We start from the raw sequence: 18,633 nt of genomic DNA on the forward strand, positions 1-18,633 counted from the left end.
CGGCCGGGCGTCGCCGCCCGGCCGTCATCGTGGTGGTGCCCCGCGGATCAGACCGCGGCGAGCTCCGGTTCGCGTACCGTGCGGCGGATCGCCCGGTTGACCGCGGAGACGATGGCCTCGAGCGAGGCCGTGGAGCTGTCCTCGTCGATGCCCACGCCCCAGAGGCGCACGCCCTCGACCTCGAGCTCCACGTAGGACGCGGCCAGCGCGTCGCCGCTCGCGCTGAGCGCGTGCTCCACGTAGTCGAGGAGGCGCACGTCCACGCCCTGGTCGGCGAGCACCTGGAGGAACGCGGCGATGGGGCCGTTGCCCGCGGCGGATGCCTGCCGCACCTCGTCGCCGTCGCGGAGCTCGACGTCGAGCGAGACGGATCCGCCCATGTCGCTCGAGGTGCGCGTGGAGGTCAGCTCGAACCGCCCCCACTTCTCCTCGGCGCGGTCGAGGGGCGCGGGGAGGTACTCGTCCTGGAAGATCGACCAGATCTGCGCGCTCGTGACCTCGCCGCCCTCGGCGTCGGTCTTGGCCTGCACGACGCCGGAGAACTCGATCTGGAGGCGGCGCGGCAGGTCGAGCGAGTGGTCGGCCTTCAGCAGGTACGCGACGCCGCCCTTGCCGGACTGCGAGTTGACGCGGATCACGGCTTCGTAGGAGCGGCCGAGGTCCTGCGGGTCCACCGGCAGGTACGGCACGGCCCACGGGATCTCGTCGACCGTCTTGCCCTGGGCCGCGGCGTCGACGGCCATGGCCTCGAAGCCCTTCTTGATGGCGTCCTGGTGCGATCCGCTGAACGCCGTGTACACGAGGTCGCCCGCCCAGGGGCTCCGCTCCGGCACGGCCAGCTGGTTGCAGTGCTCGGCCGTGCGCTTGATCCCGTCGAGGTCGCTGAAGTCGATCTGGGGGTCGATGCCCTGCGTGAACAGGTTGATCCCGAGGGCGACGAGGTCGACGTTGCCCGTGCGCTCCCCGTTGCCGAAGAGGCAGCCCTCGATGCGGTCGGCGCCGGCCAGGTAGCCGAGCTCGGCGGCGGCGACGGCCGTGCCGCGGTCGTTGTGCGGGTGCAGCGACACGATGACCTCGTCGCGGCGGTCGATGTGGCGGCACATCCACTCGATGGAGTCGGCGTAGACGTTCGGCGTCGCCATCTCGACGGTCGCCGGCAGGTTGAGGATGACCTTGCGCTCGGGCGTGGGGTCGAGCACCTCGACGACGCGGTTGCAGATCTCGGTCGCGAACTCCAGCTCGGTGCCCGTGTAGCTCTCGGGCGAGTACTCGTAGTACACGTCCACGTCCGGGATCGTCTCCTCGTACCGCTTGCAGAGGCGCGCGCCCTCGAGCGCGATGTCGATGATCCCCTGACGGTCGGTGCGGAACACGACGTCGCGCTGCAGCACGCTCGTGGAGTTGTACAGGTGGACGATCGCCTGCTTGGCGCCGCGGATCGACTCGTAGGTGCGGGCGATGAGGTGCTCGCGCGCCTGCGTGAGCACCTGGATGGTGACGTCGTCCGGGATCGCGCCCTCCTCGATGAGGCTGCGCACGAAGTCGAAGTCGGTCTGGCTGGCCGACGGGAAGCCGACCTCGATCTCCTTGTAGCCCATGCGCACGAGCAGGTCGAACATGATCCGCTTGCGCTCGGGGCTCATCGGGTCGATGAGCGCCTGGTTGCCGTCGCGGAGGTCGACCGCGCACCAGCGCGGCGCCTCGGTGATCCGGCGGGAGGGCCAGGTGCGGTCGGGCAGGTCCACCTGGATCTGCTCGTGGAACGGGCGGTACTTGTGGATGGGCATCCCGCTGGGGGCCTGCGTGCTCTTCATGGTCGTCTCCTCGTCGTGTGCGGGTCAGCCGTGACGGGACTCCGCGACGAGGAGGGCCGGATCAGGCCTCGCCGCGGCGACTAAGGAGGAGGCGGCCCGACTGCATGGGTCCACGGTACACCGGCGCCCAGGCGGTCCGCACCCGCGGCCGGGCGGCGCTCATCGGGCGGAGCGGAGCACGCGCGTGAGGTCGCGCACCGACGTGGACGGCAGGTACGCCCGGGTGAGGGCGAGCCCGATGGTGGGCAGGGCGGTCGCGTCCGGGTACGCCATGATCAGCGGCACCAGCTCCGGCTGGAACTTGCGCTTGAACTCGAGCAGCGAGCGGAACCCGTAGACCGGCTCGAGCGAGTCGGCGAGGAACTCGAGGATCCGCTCGACCGCGCTCTCCCGGCGCTCCTCCCCCGGCGCGTCCGACGCGGTGTCGGGCGACGCCGCCCGGGTCTGCGCGAGGGGCGCCGCGGAGAGGCTCATGAACTCGATGCCGTCCTCCTTCATGCGCATGGCGGAGCGGGCGATGAGGAACTCCATCACGCCGTTGATGCCGTCGGGCCGGCGGCGCATGAAGTCGAGGGTCCAGCCGATCACCACGCCGTCGCGCCTGGTGGGCAGCCAGCTCGTCGCGGCCTGGACGCGGTCGTCGGCGTCGACCGCGAGCATGAGGCGCACCTGCGGGTCGCGCAGCTCCTCGACCCCGCCGAGCGTGAAGCCCATCTCGGGCAGCTCCTTCTCGGCGACCCACTCCTCGGACATCTGGTCGATCTGGCTGGCCCACGCCAGCGGCAGCTCGGCCCACGTCGTCCACTCGGCGCGGATGCCGGCCCGGTCGGCCCGGTTGATGGACGTGCGCACGTCCTGCCACTTCTTGCCCGTGGTCTGCCAGGTGCCCGGGCGCACGACCGTCTCCTCGGCGACGACCAGGGTCTCCCAGCCCATGTCGCGGAACAGCGGGGACATCGACGCGGGGACGCTGTAGAACACCGGCGTCCATCCGTTGTCGTCGGCGAAGCGCGCGAACTGGCCGAGGACGTCGCGGAGGGCCCGCTCGTCGTGGGCGGGCGCGCCGAGCGGCGCCGCCGTCGTGATGGCGACGCTGCCCACCACGCGGTAGGCGACGACCGTGGCTCCGTCCGCGGCGATCCAGTACGAGTTGCCGGGCCAGGTGGCCATGTGCGAGAGCGAGCCGATCGCGCCGCGCTGCAGCGCCGGGCGCACGAGCGACGCGGCCCGGGGAACGGCCTGGATGCGCACGTCCGCGATGGCCCGCAGGCTCGCGATGACCAGGATGATCCAGAACACCGGTCCGACGCCGCGGTAGACGATGTCGGTGATCGGGTCCGTGGGAAGGAAGTCGAGGGACTCGCCGCGGAGGAACGAGGCCGGGATGAAGCGGTCGGGTGCCTCGGCCAGCAGGTCGTTGAGGTCCACGGTCCGGGTGAAGGCGTCGGACAGCGCGAGGCCGACCCCGACGAACAGCGCCATGAGGCCCGCGAGCGCGCCCGCGACCGTCAGGAGGAAGCGGCGGATGGCGGGGGCCGTGGAGAGGATGGTGAAGTGCCGCCGCATGAGCACCAGGACGATCGCGCTCCCGAGCGGCAGCAGCACGGACGCCGCGAGCGCGGCCACCGCCTCCGGATGCGCGGACGGGGACGCCGACAGGCGCGGCGAGACCATGTCGCGGTGCACGAGCATGCCGAAGGCGTACGCCGACAGCACGGCGAGGAGCCCGTTGACGGCGACGGCGAGCCACACCGCGAACCGGCGTCCGCGGGCGAGCCCGTAGGCGGCGACGAGGAGGGCGAGCAGCGGGGCGACGGACAGGAGGATCGGCCCGACCCCGCCGCCGATGCGCGCCAGCATGATCTCCTGCAGGCAGTCGTGGGTGAAGTCGCTCGACAGGCAGCGCGTGGAGATGGCGTCGCCCGGCACGCGGTCGTCGACGAACAGGAGGGCGATGGGCGCGAGCGGGCCGTACCGGCTCCGCGACAGCAGCGCGATGGCGGGACCGGTGCCCAGGATTCCGACGACGGTGGCGAGGATCACGCGCACCTCGTGGTGGGAGCTGCGCTGCCAGCGCGCGCCGACGGCCGGGCGGTGGAGGAGCGCTCCGGCGACCCCGCCCGCGATGATCGCGAGCAGCCGGTAGAGGTCGGACGGCTGACCCGAGTAGAGCAGGAACACGAGCACCACGACCGCGAGGACCACGCGGATCCGGCGCCGCCACAGCACCCCGGCCCACGCGCTCGAGAGGGCGAGGACGCCGGCCACCGCCGTCAGCGGATCGGCCGTCGCGATGCCGCGGACGCCGTGCGACCACAGCTCGCCGTCGACGAGCCCCTGGGCCTGCACCGCGATGCCCAGGAGCGAGCCGACGGTGCCGGTGAGGAGGAACCCGAGGAGCGTCCGCCACCAGCCCATCAGCCGCTCGGCGGCGCCGACGAGCACGAGGACGGCGAGGAGGGACACGACGAGCTCGACGGGCCCGTCCGTCAGGAAGGCCGCGGTCGCCGTGGTCCACCAGTGCCCGCGTTCGACGACCGCGACGTAGCCGGTCGCGAGGTCGTGGTGCACCGTGTGCGCCCACCGGTCCGACACGGCGGGGAGGATGCCCAGCAGCAGCACGACCACGGCGATGCCCGTGGTCGCGGGGAGGGTCAGGGTGCGCATCATCAGCGCGCGACCGGTGCCCGACAGGGTGAGGAGCGGAGGGCGCGGGCTCATCGCGAGAGCCCCAGGCGCTGGCCGAGCGCCGGGAGCGCGTCCTGGACGCAGCTGGTCACGGCTCCCCAGTCGTGGGCTCGGCCGGGGGCGAGGCCCATCCGCGTGTCCATGCCCGCGGCCTTGGCCGCGGCCGACATCTCCTCCACCTGCGAACGGAAGGCCTGGTCGTTCTCGCCCACGCAGAAGAAGGCGCTCATGTCGTCGTAGGGGGCGCGGGCCTTCATCACGGCCTCCGGCGCGGCGGCCGCGAAGAGCTCCTGCGAGCCGCCGAACCCGGCCTGGACCGTGTCGGGTCCGCGGTTGGGCGTGAGCTCGCCCGAGATGTCCATGAGCGAGCCGAAGAGGTCGGGGTGGCCGGTGCCGAACTGCGCGGCGCACGTGCCGCCCTGCGAGAAGCCGAGGACGGCCCAGGCGTCGCGATCGGGGAGCACGCGGAGGTGGCTGCGGATCCACGCCGGCACGTCCACCGTGACGTACGTCTCGGAGTTGCCGAGCGGGGAGTCGATGCACAGGGGGTTGGCGTCGTCGGCGCCGAGCTGGTCGGGGATCACGACGATGGGCGCGAGACCGCCGTGGTCGGCGGCGTAGGCGTCGAGCAGGGTGTCGAGGCGCCCGGAGTCGATCAGGTCCACGGGCGAACCGGGCTGACCCGACATCCCCACGATGACGGGGAGCTGCGGGGCGTCCGCGACGAGCGCGGCCGGCGGCAGGTACACGAACGCCTCGCGTGCGGGGAAGCCCGACTGCGTGCCGGGGATGGTCACGCTGCCGACGCGCCCGCGGTGCGGCAGGTTCTCGCGCGCCTGCCACGTCTCGTCGAGCGGTGCCGACGCGTCCCGCGTCCCCGGGTCGCCCGCGGGGAGCGGTCCGGGGAGCGCGGAGACGTCGAGGGGGCTGATCCGCGACAGGCCGAAGACCGCCGCGATGTTCGGGTACTCCTGGATGTCGTCGTTGATGCCGACGGCCGCGGCGAACGCGACGAGCGGCACGACCAGCACGGCGACGACGGTGTGCAGAGCCCGGAGGCTCCGCGGCGGGGCCGCGCGCCCCCCGACGCCCGTCACGGCGCGTCGTCCGCGGACGAGGGACACCAGCGCGAGGCCGAGGCCCATGCCCCCGACCGCCGTCCAGCCGCGGGTCGGCATCGACAGCACGACGCCGAAGAGGTCCAGCACGTCGCCCAGGAGCCACGCCAGCGCGATGCCGGAGAGCGCTCCGAGGAGGGCCGCGAGGCCGAGCACGCCCGCCGTGCGGACGGGGTCCTCGGCACGTGCGCCGCGCACCAGCCGGGCGCGTCGCGCGATCACCGCGAGGAGCACGAGTCCCACGATCGGCGCGACCGCCACCGCGGTCACGAACGACGTCGAGATGATGGGCAGGTCGGCGAGTTGCTTGAGCACGGTCTTCCTCTGGAGCTGGAGGGTGGCGATCGAATGTAGCCCACGACCATGGGCGGGGCCGGAGCCGCGCGCCGAGCGGCTACGGAGTCGGTCGCGTGCCGGTCAGCCGGTGCTCGAAGGCGAAGACCACGAGCTGCACGCGGTCGCGGAGGCTGAGCTTCGCGAGGATCCGGCTCACGTGGGTCTTCACGGTCGCCTCGCTGAGGAACTCGGCCTGCGCGATCTCGGCGTTGCTGAGCCCGCGCGCCGCGAGCACGAAGATCTCCCGCTCCCGGGAGGTGAGCGACGAGAAGGCGGGCGGCGCGACGCGCGGTTGGGAGCCGGGATCGAAGTGCTCGAGCAGCTGCCGGGTCGCGGATGCGGCGATGACGGAGTTGCCCGCGTGGACCGTGCGGATGGCGGCGAGGAGGAACTCGGGGTCGGCGTCCTTCAGGACGAAGCCGCTCGCGCCGGCCCGGATGGCGCGCGCCGCGCTCTCGTCGAGGTCGAAGGTGGTGAGCACGAGGATGCGGGGCGGGCGCTCCCCGCGCGCGTCCGCCGCGCGCAGCACCTCGGCGGTGGCGTGGATGCCGTCCATCACGGGCATGCGGATGTCCATGAGCATCACGTCGGGCCGCTGCTCGCGCGCGAGGCCGACGGCCTCCTCGCCGTTGGCGGCCTCTCCCGCGAACTCGAGGTCGGGCTGCGAGGAGATGAGCATGCGGACGCCGGTGCGGAACAGGGCCTGGTCGTCGACCAGGGCGACGCGGATGGGGGGTGTCGGCACGGGGGTCCTTCTGTCGGGGTGCGGGAGGGCGGGGCAGCGGATGCGCGGGTCGGCGGATGCGCGGGTCAGGACGCCGTCGAGCGGTCGTCGTCCGCTCGGCGGGCGGCGGCACCGCGGGCGGCGGCGGTGCGGTGCGGGCTCATGCGCGGGTTCGGCGTCGCCGTGCCCGCGGCGGCGGCCTCGGGCGGGAACAGCTCGTCGAGGGTGAGGGGCCGGCTGCGCGCGTGGGATCCGGCCGTCGCGGCGGCGCCGGGCACGGGCACGCGCGGCACGGGTCGGGTGGCCGGCGCGAACGGGACCCACGCCGAGACCGTCCACACCCCGTCGCGCACGCCCGCGGAGAACCGTCCGCCGGACAGCGTGGCGCGCTCGCGCATGCCCGCCAGGCCGTGGCCGACCGGCTGCGGGGACGTGGCGGGCGCGGGCGGCAGGACGGGCAGCGCGATGATCCCGGTGGTGGTCCGCGCGGGCCGGACCGGATCCGGTAGCGTGCGGCTCCGCACCGCGACCGACACGCCGTCGGGCTCCCACGCCAGCTCCACGTCGACGGGGTGCGCGACGTCGCCGTGCCGCAGGACGTTCGTGAGGGCCTCCTGCACTATCCGGTACACGGCGAGCTGCTGGCCGGTGCCGAACGCACCCGGCTCGCCGGTCTCGACGACGGCGATGGTGAGGCCCGTGGAGCGCATCTGCTCGATGAGGTCGCTGAGCTCCTTGAGCTCGGGCTGCGGGCTGTCGTCGGAGCTGTGCCGCAGCTGCGCCAGGAGGATCCGGACGTCGCCCAGCGCCTGCCGCGCGGTGGTCGAGATGGTGCGGAGCGCCTGGTCGGACGCCTCCGGGTCCACCAGACGGGCGTAGCGGGCGCCGTCGGCCTGGGCGATCACGACCGCCAGCGAGTGCGCGACGACGTCGTGCATGTCCCGGGCGATGCGGTTCCGCTCCTGCTCGACGACGACGTCGTGCAGCGCGCGCGCCTGGTCGCGCTCGGCCGTCTCCTGCGCGCTCCGGCTGGCGTGCGACGCGCGCGACGCGACGACGAGGCGGCCCGCGGTCCACGACGCGAGCAGCACGCTCCACGCGCAGAGGAGGAGGAAGAGCACCAGGGTGGCGTACGCCGTCCACTCCCCCGTGCTGAAGGCCGCGCTGCCGATCGGCACCCGGCCCGACTCGTAGGAGAGGTAGAGGGCGGCCACGATCCCGCCGACGAGCGCGGAGGCGAGGCCGAGCGCGCGCACGATCCGGCCCCCGTACGCGGCGCTGCAGTACACGACGCCCGCGACGGCGAGGTCGCCGGGCTCGACGCCCACGCCCGCCCCCATCTGGATGAGGGCGCCCGCCCACGCGATGGCGAGCGAGAGGCCGGGCGACAGGCGGCGCACGGCGAGGGCGGCGCCCATGACGAGCACGAGGACGAGCGAGACCGGCGATGTGGTGAACGAGAGGACGCCGAACGCGCCGGCGGCCATGACGCCGATCGAGCCGGGCGCGAGGAGCGCGACGAACGCCACGGCGAGGACGACGTCGAGGACGACCTGGTACCTCGGGATCCTGCGCAGCATGGGACCACCGTAGGGGCCGCGCCCGCCGGGCGCGCCCCGAGCGGCCGAGGATCCGCGGCCGGTCGCCCCGATCTCATCCGCGCGATGTACGCGCGGCGGCTCCCGTGTCCCGGTCAGAACCCGAGGCGGCCGAGCAGCTTCGGGTCGCGCTGCCAGTCCTTGGCGATCTTCACGCGCAGCGAGAGGAACACGCGCTTCCCGACGAGCGGCTCGATCTGCGCGCGCGCCACCTGGCCCACGTGCTTGAGCCGCGACCCCTGCGCGCCGATGACGATGCCCTTCTGGCTGTCGCGCTCGACGAAGAGGTTCGCGTAGATCTCGAGCAGCTCCTTGTCCTCGCGCTCGATCATGTCGTCGATCGTCACGGCGAGCGAGTGCGGCAGCTCGTCCTGCACGCCCTCGAGCGCGGCCTCGCGGATGAGCTCGGAGATGCGGGCCTCGAGCCCCTCCTCGGTGACGGCGTCGTCTGGGTAGAGCTGCTCCGAGACGGGCAGGGCCTTCAGGAGCTCGCCCACGAGCGCGTCGAGCTGGATGGCCTCGACCGCGGAGACGGGGACGATGGCGTCCCAGTCGCGGAGCTCCTGCACGGCGAGGAGCTGCTCGGCGACCGCGTGCCGCGACGCGGAGTCGGTCTTCGTGACGATGGCGATCTTGCGGGCGCGTGGGTACTCGTCGAGCTGCTCGTTGATGAAGCGGTCGCCCGGGCCGATCCGCTCGTCCGCGGGGATGCACAGGCCGATGACGTCGACGTCGCCGAGCGTGGTCTGCACGAGCGAGTTGAGCCGCTCGCCGAGGAGCGTCCGCGGGCGGTGGATGCCCGGGGTGTCCACGAGGATCAGCTGCCCGTCGGGCCGGTGCACGATGCCGCGGATGGCCTTGCGGGTGGTCTGCGGCTTGGAGCTCGTGATGGCCACCTTCTCCCCCACCAGCGCGTTGGTGAGCGTCGACTTGCCCACGTTCGGGCGGCCGACGAAGGAGACGAACCCGGCGCGGTACGCCGGGGCGCCGCCGCGGGGCTTGCGCTTCGGCCGGGCGGCCTCGGCGGCGGCGTCGGCGGCGCGGTCGATGCCCCACGCGGCGTCGGAGAGCGGGGCGGGCGCCGCGGCGTCGGCATCCGTCGTCGGAGCCGCGGCCACGTCGTCGTCGTCCCGGGGGTCAGTCATGGTCGTGTCCTCTGCTGGCGGCGGCGCCCGCGGGGGCCGCCTCGTGGTCGTCGTCGTCCGCGCGGTCGCGCTCGACGAGGATCGTGCTGATGCGCGTGCGGCGCCCCTCGACCCGGTCGGCCGTGAGCACCAGACCGCCGACCCGCACCACGGATCCGCGCTCCGGCAGGCGGCCGAGTGTCTTGGCGAGCAGGCCGCCAGCGCTGTCCACGTCGTCGTCGTCGAGCTCGAGGCCGAACAGGTCGCCCAGCTCGTCGATCGGGAGCCGGGCGCTCACACGGTACACGCCCTCGCCGAGGTCCTCGTACTCGGGCACGTCGCGGTCGTACTCGTCGCTGATGTCGCCCACGAGCTCCTCGATGAGGTCCTCGAGCGTGACGAGCCCGGCGATGCCGCCGTACTCGTCCACCACCATCGCGAGGTGGTTCGACTCCAGCTGCATCTGCCGCAGCAGCGCGTCCGCCTTCTGCGACTCGGGCACGAACACGGCGGGACGCGCGAGCTGGTCGACGGTCGCGCCCTCGGCCTCGAGGGGCCGCTCGTAGACCATGCGCGCGAGGTCGCGGAGGTACAGCACGCCCTCGATCTCGTCCGAGTCGCGCCCCGTGACGGGGGCCCGGGAGATGCCGCGGGAGAGGAAGAGGCCGAGGGCGCTGCCGACCTGCGCGGTCTGCTCGACCACGACCATGTCGGTGCGCGGGATCATGACCTCGCGCACCACGGTGTCGTTGAACTCGAAGATGGAGTGGATGAGCTCGCGGTCGTCCTCCTCGAGCACCTCGAGCTCCGTGGCCTCGTCCACCATGCTGAGCAGCTGCTCCTCGCTGGTGAACGTCGCCACGGTCTTGGGGCGGCCGGGCGTGACGCGGTTGCCGAGCGCGACGAGGGCGTCGGCGACCGGGCCGATGGCCACCCGGATCACGCGCACCATGAGCGCCGTCCACGCGAGGAGCGGGCGGGCGTGCACCCGACCGACCGAGCGCGGGCTGGCCCCGACGAGCACGAAGGACACGGCGGTCATGATGGCGGCGGCCACGAGCAGAGTGATCCACCACTCCGCGATCGTGTCCGCCAGCGCCAGCGTGACGAGCACGGCGGCGCTCGTCTCGGCGATGATGCGGACGAAGCTCAGCGCGTTGACGTACGCGCCGGCGTCGGTCGAGATGGCGAGCATCGACCGTCTCGCGCGCGACGTGAGCGCGAGCTCCTGGATGTCGGCGCGGGACAGGGACGAGATGGCCGACTCGGAGGCGGCGAGGAGGCCGCCGAGGACGACCAGGAGGAACGCGGGGACGAGGAGGGCGAGCATCGTCGGCGGGTCAGCGACCGCGCTCGCTCATGGCGAACCCGATCAGGATGTCGCGCTGGAGCCCGAACATCTCGCGCTCCTCGTCGGGCTCGGCGTGGTCGAACCCGAGCAGGTGCAGGATCCCGTGCGCGGTCAGCAGCAGGATCTCCTCCATGGTCGAGTGCCCCGCCGTCACGGCCTGCTCGGCGGCGACCTGCGGGCAGACCACGATGTCGCCGAGGAGCCCGGCGGGCGTCGGGCGGTCCTCGGTGCCGGGGCGCAGCTCGTCCATCGGGAAGCTGAGGACGTCCGTGGGACCCGGCTCGTCCATCCACTGCACGTGCAGCTGCTCCATCGCGCCCTCGTCCACCATCACGATGGCGAGCTCGGCGTCCGGGTGCACGTGCAGGGTGTCGAGCGCGTAGGTGGCGAGGCGCTGGATGAGCGGCTCGTCGACCTCGATCGCCGACTCGTTGTTGATCTCGATGCTCATCGGGTGCTCCCAGGGGCGATGCGGCGCTCGGCGCGGAGGTGGTCGGCGGCCTGGCGCTCCGCGTCGTAGCGCGTGTACGCGTCCACGATGCGGCCGACCAGGGTGTGCCGCACGACGTCGTCGCTCGTGAGGCGGGAGAAGTGGATGTCGTCCATGCCGTCCAGCACGCGGGTGACGAGCTGGAGGCCGCTCGACCCCGTGGGCAGGTCGACCTGCGTGATGTCGCCCGTGACCACCATCTTCGAGCCGAAGCCGAGGCGGGTGAGGAACATCTTCATCTGCTCCGGAGTGGTGTTCTGCGCCTCGTCGAGCACGACGAACGCGTTGTTGAGGGTGCGCCCGCGCATGTAGGCGAGCGGCGCCACCTCGATGGTGTTGGAGGCCATGAGCTTCGGGACGAGCTCGGGATCCATCATCTCGTTGAGCGCGTCGAACAGCGGCCGGAGGTACGGGTCGATCTTGTCGGTCAGCGAGCCGGGCAGGTAGCCGAGCCGCTCGCCCGCCTCGACGGCCGGGCGGGTGAGGATGATCCGCTCGACCTCCTTGCGCTGCAGCGCCTGGACGGCCTTGGCCATGGCGAGGTAGGTCTTGCCGGTGCCCGCGGGGCCGATGCCGAACACGATCGTGCTCGCGTCGATGGCGTCGACGTACTGCTTCTGGCCGGGCGTCTTGGGGCGCACGACGCGGCCGCGCGACTGCACGATGGCCTCGCTCAGCACGTCGGACAGCGTCCGGGCGTCGTCCTGGCCGAGCCGGCGCGCGCTCGTCTCGATCTCCTGCGGTTCCACGTGCTGTCCGTCCTCCACCATCGCCACGACCTCGTCGATGAGCCGACGGGCCGACGCCACGTCCGCCCGGGTGCCGACGAGCGTGATCTCGTTGCCGCGGACCCGGACGTCGACGTCCGGGTGCTCGCGCTCGATCTGCCGGAGCAGCCGGTCCTGCGGCCCGAGGAGGCGCACCATGAGCACGCCGTCCATCGTCGCCGTCTGCTCGACGCGCTCCTCCTCCGCGGACGCGCCGCCCCGCGGGTCAGAACCCGACATGGTCCCCCTGGCCGAAGCCCGCGAGCACGTGCGCGTGCACGTGGAAGACCGTCTGGCCGGCCGCCGCGCCCGTGTTGAAGACGAGGCGGAACTGCCCGCCCGCCCGCTCGGCGCCGATGCGCGACGCGAGGTCGACGACCTCCGCGAGGAGGCCCGGGTCGCCCGCGGCGAGCTCGACGACATCGCGGTACGCGGCCGTCTTCGGCACGACCAGGACGTGGACGGGGGCCTTCGGGGCGATGTCCTGGAACGCGATCACGCGCTCGGTCTCCGCGACGATCTCGGCCGGGATCTCGCGGGCGACGATGCGCTCGAAGACGGTGGGCTCTCGGGTCTCGCTCATGCGTCCAGCCTACGCGGCGCCCGCGACGTCACCATCGCCCGAGGGCCGCGTTCACGAGCGCGAGCGCTGCGGGTCCTGCGGTGGACGTGCGGAGGATGCCCGAGCCGAGCGCGACCGGGATCGCCCCGGCCTCCCGGAGCACCTCGACCTCCGCCGGGCTGATGCCGCCCTCGGGTCCCACGACGAGGAGCACGTCGGTCGCCTCGGCCTCGGCGGGGGCGGCGAGGTCGAGCGCGGACAGCCGCGTCGCGGCGGTCGGGTCGAGCACGAGCACGCGGGCGGTGGCGGCCATCCGCGCGAGGTCCTTCGTCGTCGCGAGCCCCTCCACGCCGGGCACGCGCGGGCGGATGGACTGCTTCACGGCCTCGCGCACGATCGCGCGCCAGCGGTCCCGCCCCTTGGCGACCTTGGCGCCCTCCCAGCGGGAGATCGAGCGCTGCGCCTGCCACGGGATCACGGCGTCGACGCCCAGCTCGGTCGCGGCTTGCACGGCGAGCTCGTCGCGGTCGCCCTTCGCGAGCGCCTGCACGAGCACGACGCGCGGCGACGGCTCGGGGTGCTCCTCGACACCGTCGACCCGCAGCTCCAGCCGCTGCGGATCCGCGGTCGTGACGATGCACGACGCGATCGTCCCGCGGCCGTCGCCGACGAGCAGGCCCTCGCCCGCGCGGATCCGGCCGACGGTCACCGCGTGCCGCGATTCCGCGGCGCCGAGCGCAACGACCGCTCCCACGGCCAGCTCGCCGTCGCCGAGGTCGTCCGCGAGGTGGAAGTGCGCCACGGTCAGACGTTGAGGAAGCGGTCGCGGAGCTTCTGGAACAGGCCCTGCTGGAAGTGCGCGAGGTGGGGCGCGGGCGCCTTGTTGCGCTTGGCGAACTGCTGGATGAGGTCGCGCTCCCTGTGGTCGAGCTTCTGCGGCGTCACCACCTGGATGCCGATCTTGAGGTCGCCGCGCCCCGAGCCGCGGAGCTTCGTGACGCCGCGCCCGCGGACCGTGATGATCTCGGCGCTCTGGATGCCGGGGCGGAGCTCGAGGTCCACCGCGCCGTCGAGCGCCTCGATGCGCGCGTCGCTGCCGAGGATCGCGTCGACCATGCTCACCTCGACCGTGGCGAGCAGGTCGTCGCCGTTGCGGCTGAAGACGTCGTGGTGCGCGACCTTGATCTCCAGGTAGAGGTCGCCGTTCGGTCCGCCCGCGGGGCCGACCTCGCCGGAGCCCGGCATCTGGAGGCGGAGGCCCGTGTCGACGCCGGCCGGGATGTCGACCGGCACAGTGCGGCGCGCGCGGACGCGGCCCTGGCCGGCGCACGTGGGGCAGGGGTGCGGGATGACGGTGCCGTAGCCGCGGCAGGTGCCGCAGGGGCTCGACGTCATGACGTTGCCGAGGAGCGAGCGCACCTGGCGCTGGATGCTGCCGGAGCCGCGGCAGATGTCGCACGTGACGGCGCTCGTGCCGGGCTGCGCGCAGGATCCGTGGCACGTGTCGCACACGACGGCCGTGTCGATCTCGAGGTCGCGGTGCACGCCGAAGATGACCTCCTCGAGCTCGACCTCGACGCGGAGGAGCGCGTCCTGGCCGCGCTCCTGGCGCGAGCGCGGACCGCGCCCCCCTCCGCCCTGCTGGCCGCCGAAGAACGTCTCGAAGATGTCGCCGAACCCGCCGAAGCCCTGGCCGCCGCCGCCGAACCCGGCCTGCGGGCCGAGGTCGTACTGCTGGCGCTGCTGCGGGTCGGACAGCACGTCGTACGCGTGCGTCACGAGCTTGAACCGCTCGGCGGCGTCGGGGGCGTCGTTGACGTCCGGGTGCAGCTGGCGCGCCTGCTTGCGGTACGCCTTCTTGATCTCCTCGGACGTCGCCTCGCGGCTCACGCCCAGTACTTCGTAGTGGTCAGCCACGTCGGGCCCTTCGGTGGTGATGGTCGTGGGGAACAGGGGCGGTGCGCCGGCGTGCGGGCGTCACCGCTCCTCGAGCAGGCGCGAGAGGTAGCGCGCGACCGCGCGCACCGACGCCATGTTGGTGGAGTAGTCCATGCGGGTCGGGCCCAGCACGCCGAGGCGCGCGAGCACGCCTCCCGACGAGCTGTAGCCGCTGGTGAGCACGCTCGTCTCGCCGAGCCCGAACGGGGCGTTCTCCCGCCCGATGCTCACGGAGACGCCGTGCTGGTCGGCTTCCATCTCGCCGAGCAGGCGCAGGAGCACCACCTGCTCCTCGATCGCCTCGAGGACGGGCGAGATGCTGCCCGGGAAGTCGCGCTCGGTGCGGGCGAGGTTCGCGGATCCGGCGAGCAGCAGGCGCTCCTGCCGGTTCGCGAGCACCTGCTCGACGAGCGTGCCCGCGAGAGCCGCGGCGGCGGCCCGCTGGGCGGGCTCCACCTCGTCGGCCAGGGTCTCGAGGCGTGCGGCCGCCTCGGCGAGGCCGAGACCGCCGACGGCCGCGTTCACCCGCGTGCGCATGGCCGCGAGGAACTCCTGGTCGGGATCGCCCTGGAGCTCGACGACGCGCTGCTCGACGCGGCCCGTGTCGGTGATGAGCACGGTGAGCACGCGCGTGGCCGACAGCGCGACCAGCTCGACGTGCTTCACGTGGCTCGTCGCGAGCGACGGGTACTGCACGAGCGCGACCTGGTTGGTGAGCTGCGCGAGGAGCCGCACGGTGCGCGCGAGCACGTCGTCGAGGTCGACCGACTGGCCGAGGAACACGTGGATGGCCTGGCGCTGCGCCGGGGTGAGCGGGCGCACGTCCGCGAGCTGGTCGACGAAGAGCCGGTAGCCCTTGTCCGTCGGCACGCGTCCCGAGGAGGTGTGCGGCGCCGCGATGAGCTCCTCCTCCTCGAGCAGGGCCATGTCGTTGCGGATGGTGGCGGCCGAGACGCCGAAGGCGTGGCGCTCCACGATGGACTTGGAGCCCACGGGCTCACGGGAGGACACGTAGTCCTGCACGATCACCCGGAGGACGTCGAGTCCGCGTTCCGAGACCATGGCGGCTCCCTCCTGGCACTCGTCGGTTCTGACTGCCAATCGTACCGCGTGGATCCGACGGCCCGGCATTGCCGGTCGCGCGTCGGCGGAGGTAGCGTGGTGGGGCCGGGCGAGGCCGGGCACCACCCACACGATCCCGCGCGATCCACCGGCCGTCGGCCCGTGCCGTGCACCGAGAGGCCCGCGATGTCCGCACCCGATCCCCACCCCTACGGCGCCCCCGCCCCCCTCACCCCGGGCGAGGACCGGCTGTGGGCGTCGCTGACGCACTTCCTCGCGATCCTCATCGTGCCGTCGTTCATCGTCTGGCTCGTGTTCCGGGAACGCGGTCGCTTCACGGACCAGGAGGGCAAGGAGGCGACGAACTGGACGATCAACGTCGCCGGCGTGCTCGTCATCCTCAACGTGCTCCAGGCCGTCTTCGTGGTCATCCCGTTCCTCGGGATCCTCATCTCCGTGCTGCTCGGCCTCGTGATCTTCGCGGTCGTCGTGGTCAACATCGTGTTCGCGATCATCGGCGGCGCGCGCGTGCAGGGCGGTCGGCCCTACCGCTACCCGCTCAACATCCGGTGGATCAAGTAGTCGGGGACCGATGAGCGCCAGGATCCGCCACGTCGCCGTGGACTGCCGGGACCCGCACGCGCTCTCGCTCTTCTGGGCGGGCGTCACCGGCTTCGCGGAGGATCCGGACGAGCCCAACCGCCCCGACGAGGACGCGGCGTGGCTCGGCGACCCGGTGTCGGGCCTCGGCATCATCCTGCAGCGCACGGACGCGCCGAAGACGGCGAAGAACCGGGTGCACCTCGATCTGGCGCCCGACGACCGCACGCGCGACGAGGAGGTCGACCGGGTGCTCGCCCTCGGCGCGACGCTCGTCGCCGACCGGCGGAACGCGGACGGCAGCGGGTGGGTCGTGCTCGCCGACCCGGAGGGGAACGAGTTCTGCGTGGAGCGCAGCGACGCCGAGCGCGAGGCGGGCGACGAGGTGGGCGCGGTCGTCCTCTGACCCGGCGGCGGTGCGCGCCGGCCTCGAGGAGGCGGCGGACCACGGCCCGTGTCAGTCCTCGAGGAGGCGGCGGACCACGGCGTCGGCGAGGAGCCGCCCCGACAGGGTGAGCACGAGGGTGCCCGCGAGGGCGGCGCGCGGGTCCACGAGGCCGTCGGCGATGAGCCCGGCGACCTGGCGGCGCCCCTCGACGGTGAGGGTGGGAATGGACAGGCCGTCGCGGATCCGCGCCCCGAGCAGGACCCGCTCCACCTCGCGCGTGGCGTCGTCGAGGTTCTCGCGGCCGGCGCCCGGGGAGGCGCCCGCGAGCACGCGGTCGGCGTAGGCGGCCGGGTGCTTCACGTTCCACCAGCGCACGCCGCCGACGTGGCTGTGCGCGCCGGGTCCGACGCCCCACCAGTCGTGGCCCTGCCAGTACGCGAGGTTGTGGCGGCTGCGGCGGCCGCCGCGGGCCCAGTTGCTCACTTCGTACCACTCGTAGCCGGCCTCGCCCAGCATGCGGTCGGCCAGCTCGTACATGTCGGCCTGGAGGTCCTCGTCGGGCTCGGGCACCTCGCCGCGGCGGATCTGCCGCGCGAGCTTCGTGCCGGGCTCCACGATGAGCGCGTACGCGGACAGGTGGTCGGGCTCCTGGGCGATCGCCTGCTCGAGCGAGGCGCGCCAGTCGTCGATGCTCTCCCCCGGCGTGCCGTAGATGAGGTCGAGGCTCACCTCGAGCCCGGCCGCGCGGGCGCCGCGGACGACGGGCGCGATGCGGGCGGGGTCGTGCGTGCGCTCCAGCGTCGCCAGCACGCGCGGCACGGCCGACTGCATGCCGAACGAGACGCGCGTGAAGCCGCCCGCCGCGAGGGCCGCGAGGTAGGCGTCGTCGACGCTGTCGGGGTTCGCCTCGGTCGTGACCTCGGCGCCCTCCGCGATGCCCCACGTCTCGCGCACGGCGTCGAGCATCCGCACCAGGTCCTCCACCGGCAGGAGGGTGGGCGTGCCGCCGCCGAGGAACACGGTGGAGGCGGGCCGTGCGGGTACGCCGGAGTCGCGGAGGGCGGATCCGGCGAACCGCACCTCCTGCACGGCCTGCGACGCGTAGTCCGACTGCTTCACGCCCCGGAGCTCGGGCGCCGTGTAGGTGTTGAAGTCGCAGTAGCCGCAGCGCACGCGGCAGAACGGCACGTGCAGGTAGACGCCGAACGCGCGCTCGTCGGCGCCCGCGGACGCGGAGGCGGGCAGCAGGCCGTCGGCGGGGGCGGGATCGGCGAGGGGCAGGGCGGACGGCATCCGTCCATCATCCCCCGGCGCGGAGGCCGGTCCGTGCAGCGGCCTCCGGCAGGATGGGCGCATGACCGCCGCCCCCACGCCCCGGCCCCTCCACGTCCTCTGGGACGTCGACGGCACGCTCCTCCACAACAGCCCGCGCTCCGGCAGCATGTACCACCGCGCGATCGAGCTGGCCGCGGGCGAGCCGCTCGTGGACCGCACGGTGCACGCGCACGGCAAGACCGACGGGCAGATCATCTGGGAGACCCTGGACGTCTACGGCCTGCCCGAGTCGCTGCACGCGCCGGTCCGTCAGCACCTCGAGGAGCTGTCGCGGGTCGAGCACTACGGTCCTGGCCGCCGCACCGTGCCGGTCGGCGTCCCCGAGCTCGTGGCCGACGTGGCGGCACGCGGCTGGGTGAACGCGCTCCTCACGGGCAACTCGCCGCTCCGCGCCCGGTACAAGCTCGACGGCGCCGGGCTCGACGTCGGCCTGTTCGACTGGGACGCGTCCGCGTTCGGGCACGAGGCCCGGATCCGCAGCGACCTCACCCGGCGGGCGGCCGCCGAGCTGGCCGGCGCGCCCGTCGTGATCATCGGCGACACCCCCGCGGACGGCGTCGCCGCGGAGGCGGCGGGCTTCCCGTTCGTCGCGGTGGCGACGGGGGCGTATGACGTGGACGCGCTGCGGGCCCCGGACGCGCACGCGGCGCTCGTGGTGCCGGACCTCCGGGCCGGGCGCGACGAGGTGCTCGCGTTCCTGGACGGGCTCGCCGCGCGCTGATCCCGGCACCCGAGGGG

At 73.4% G+C, this 18,633-nt stretch carries 17 protein-coding genes; 3 read left to right on the forward strand and 14 right to left on the reverse strand.

Annotated features, from left to right (window positions below; all coding sequences use genetic code 11):
- Window positions 1-47 precede the first annotated feature (47 nt).
- The 13 genes from leuA to hrcA all read right to left on the reverse strand — a co-directional run bounded on the left by leuA (window position 48) and on the right by hrcA (window position 15,572).
- A complete protein-coding gene (gene leuA, locus PED38_RS12865; protein WP_270981591.1) occupies window positions 48-1,814 on the reverse strand; it encodes a 2-isopropylmalate synthase in 1,767 nt (588 codons plus the stop codon).
- Between the two features lie 159 nt (window positions 1,815-1,973).
- Window positions 1,974-4,535: a bifunctional lysylphosphatidylglycerol flippase/synthetase MprF gene (locus PED38_RS12870; protein WP_081234746.1), complete on the reverse strand. Its 2,562-nt coding sequence runs from the start codon at window positions 4,533-4,535 to the stop codon at window positions 1,974-1,976.
- Window positions 4,532-5,935, reverse strand: coding sequence for an alpha/beta hydrolase (locus PED38_RS12875; protein ID WP_270981593.1), 1,404 nt, complete (start codon window positions 5,933-5,935; stop codon window positions 4,532-4,534). Before PED38_RS12875 ends, PED38_RS12870 begins: the two co-directional genes overlap by 4 nt.
- A gap of 79 nt (window positions 5,936-6,014) precedes the next feature.
- A complete protein-coding gene (locus PED38_RS12880) occupies window positions 6,015-6,701 on the reverse strand; it encodes a response regulator (RefSeq protein ID WP_063070266.1) in 687 nt (228 codons plus the stop codon).
- Window positions 6,702-6,766: 65 nt separating this feature from the next.
- Window positions 6,767-8,260 carry a sensor histidine kinase gene (locus PED38_RS12885; protein WP_270981594.1) on the reverse strand — a complete coding sequence of 498 codons (1,494 nt, stop codon included), beginning with the start codon at window positions 8,258-8,260 and terminating at the stop codon, window positions 6,767-6,769.
- Between the two features lie 113 nt (window positions 8,261-8,373).
- Window positions 8,374-9,423 (reverse strand): GTPase Era, encoded by a 1,050-nt coding sequence (era, locus tag PED38_RS12890; protein WP_081234748.1) that lies wholly within the window; start codon window positions 9,421-9,423, stop codon window positions 8,374-8,376.
- Entirely contained in the window at window positions 9,416-10,732 is a 1,317-nt protein-coding gene (locus PED38_RS12895; RefSeq protein WP_063070268.1) for a hemolysin family protein, read from the reverse strand. Before PED38_RS12895 ends, era begins: the two co-directional genes overlap by 8 nt.
- A 10-nt stretch (window positions 10,733-10,742) precedes the next feature.
- A complete protein-coding gene (gene ybeY / locus PED38_RS12900) occupies window positions 10,743-11,204 on the reverse strand; it encodes an rRNA maturation RNase YbeY (protein ID WP_043669058.1) in 462 nt (153 codons plus the stop codon).
- Window positions 11,201-12,250: a PhoH family protein gene (locus PED38_RS12905; protein ID WP_270981595.1), complete on the reverse strand. Its 1,050-nt coding sequence runs from the start codon at window positions 12,248-12,250 to the stop codon at window positions 11,201-11,203. Before PED38_RS12905 ends, ybeY begins: the two co-directional genes overlap by 4 nt.
- Window positions 12,237-12,593 (reverse strand): HIT domain-containing protein, encoded by a 357-nt coding sequence (locus PED38_RS12910; RefSeq protein ID WP_063070270.1) that lies wholly within the window; start codon window positions 12,591-12,593, stop codon window positions 12,237-12,239. The genes PED38_RS12905 and PED38_RS12910 overlap by 14 nt, the downstream gene beginning before the upstream one ends.
- Before the next feature lie 28 nt (window positions 12,594-12,621).
- Window positions 12,622-13,374, reverse strand: a complete 753-nt coding sequence (locus PED38_RS12915) for a 16S rRNA (uracil(1498)-N(3))-methyltransferase (RefSeq protein ID WP_063070271.1) — start codon at window positions 13,372-13,374, stop codon at window positions 12,622-12,624.
- 2 nt (window positions 13,375-13,376) lie between these two features.
- Window positions 13,377-14,489: a molecular chaperone DnaJ gene (dnaJ, locus tag PED38_RS12920; protein WP_270981596.1), complete on the reverse strand. Its 1,113-nt coding sequence runs from the start codon at window positions 14,487-14,489 to the stop codon at window positions 13,377-13,379.
- A gap of 60 nt (window positions 14,490-14,549) precedes the next feature.
- Window positions 14,550-15,572 (reverse strand): heat-inducible transcriptional repressor HrcA, encoded by a 1,023-nt coding sequence (gene hrcA, locus PED38_RS12925; RefSeq protein WP_063070273.1) that lies wholly within the window; start codon window positions 15,570-15,572, stop codon window positions 14,550-14,552.
- A gap of 186 nt (window positions 15,573-15,758) precedes the next feature.
- Between hrcA and PED38_RS12930 the strand changes: the two genes are divergently transcribed.
- Together PED38_RS12930 and PED38_RS12935 are read left to right on the forward strand one after the other, a co-directional pair.
- The gene (locus tag PED38_RS12930) at window positions 15,759-16,154 is read left to right on the forward strand and encodes a DUF4870 domain-containing protein (RefSeq protein ID WP_063070274.1); all 396 of its coding nucleotides are present in this window, start codon (window positions 15,759-15,761) and stop codon (window positions 16,152-16,154) included.
- Between the two features lie 10 nt (window positions 16,155-16,164).
- Complete coding sequence (locus PED38_RS12935) at window positions 16,165-16,578, forward strand: VOC family protein (protein WP_063070275.1); 414 nt, start codon at window positions 16,165-16,167, stop codon at window positions 16,576-16,578.
- Window positions 16,579-16,629: 51 nt separating this feature from the next.
- Here PED38_RS12935 and hemW read toward each other — a convergent pair whose 3' ends face one another.
- The gene (hemW, locus tag PED38_RS12940; RefSeq protein ID WP_063070276.1) at window positions 16,630-17,853 is read right to left on the reverse strand and encodes a radical SAM family heme chaperone HemW; all 1,224 of its coding nucleotides are present in this window, start codon (window positions 17,851-17,853) and stop codon (window positions 16,630-16,632) included.
- A 61-nt stretch (window positions 17,854-17,914) separates the two neighbouring features.
- Between hemW and PED38_RS12945 the strand changes: the two genes are divergently transcribed.
- Complete coding sequence (locus PED38_RS12945) at window positions 17,915-18,616, forward strand: HAD family hydrolase (protein ID WP_063070277.1); 702 nt, start codon at window positions 17,915-17,917, stop codon at window positions 18,614-18,616.
- The last annotated feature ends 17 nt before the right edge of the window (window positions 18,617-18,633 follow it).

The sequence above is a fragment of the Clavibacter sp. CT19 genome (genome assembly GCF_027858075.1).
Taxonomy (GTDB): domain Bacteria; phylum Actinomycetota; class Actinomycetes; order Actinomycetales; family Microbacteriaceae; genus Clavibacter; species Clavibacter tessellarius_A.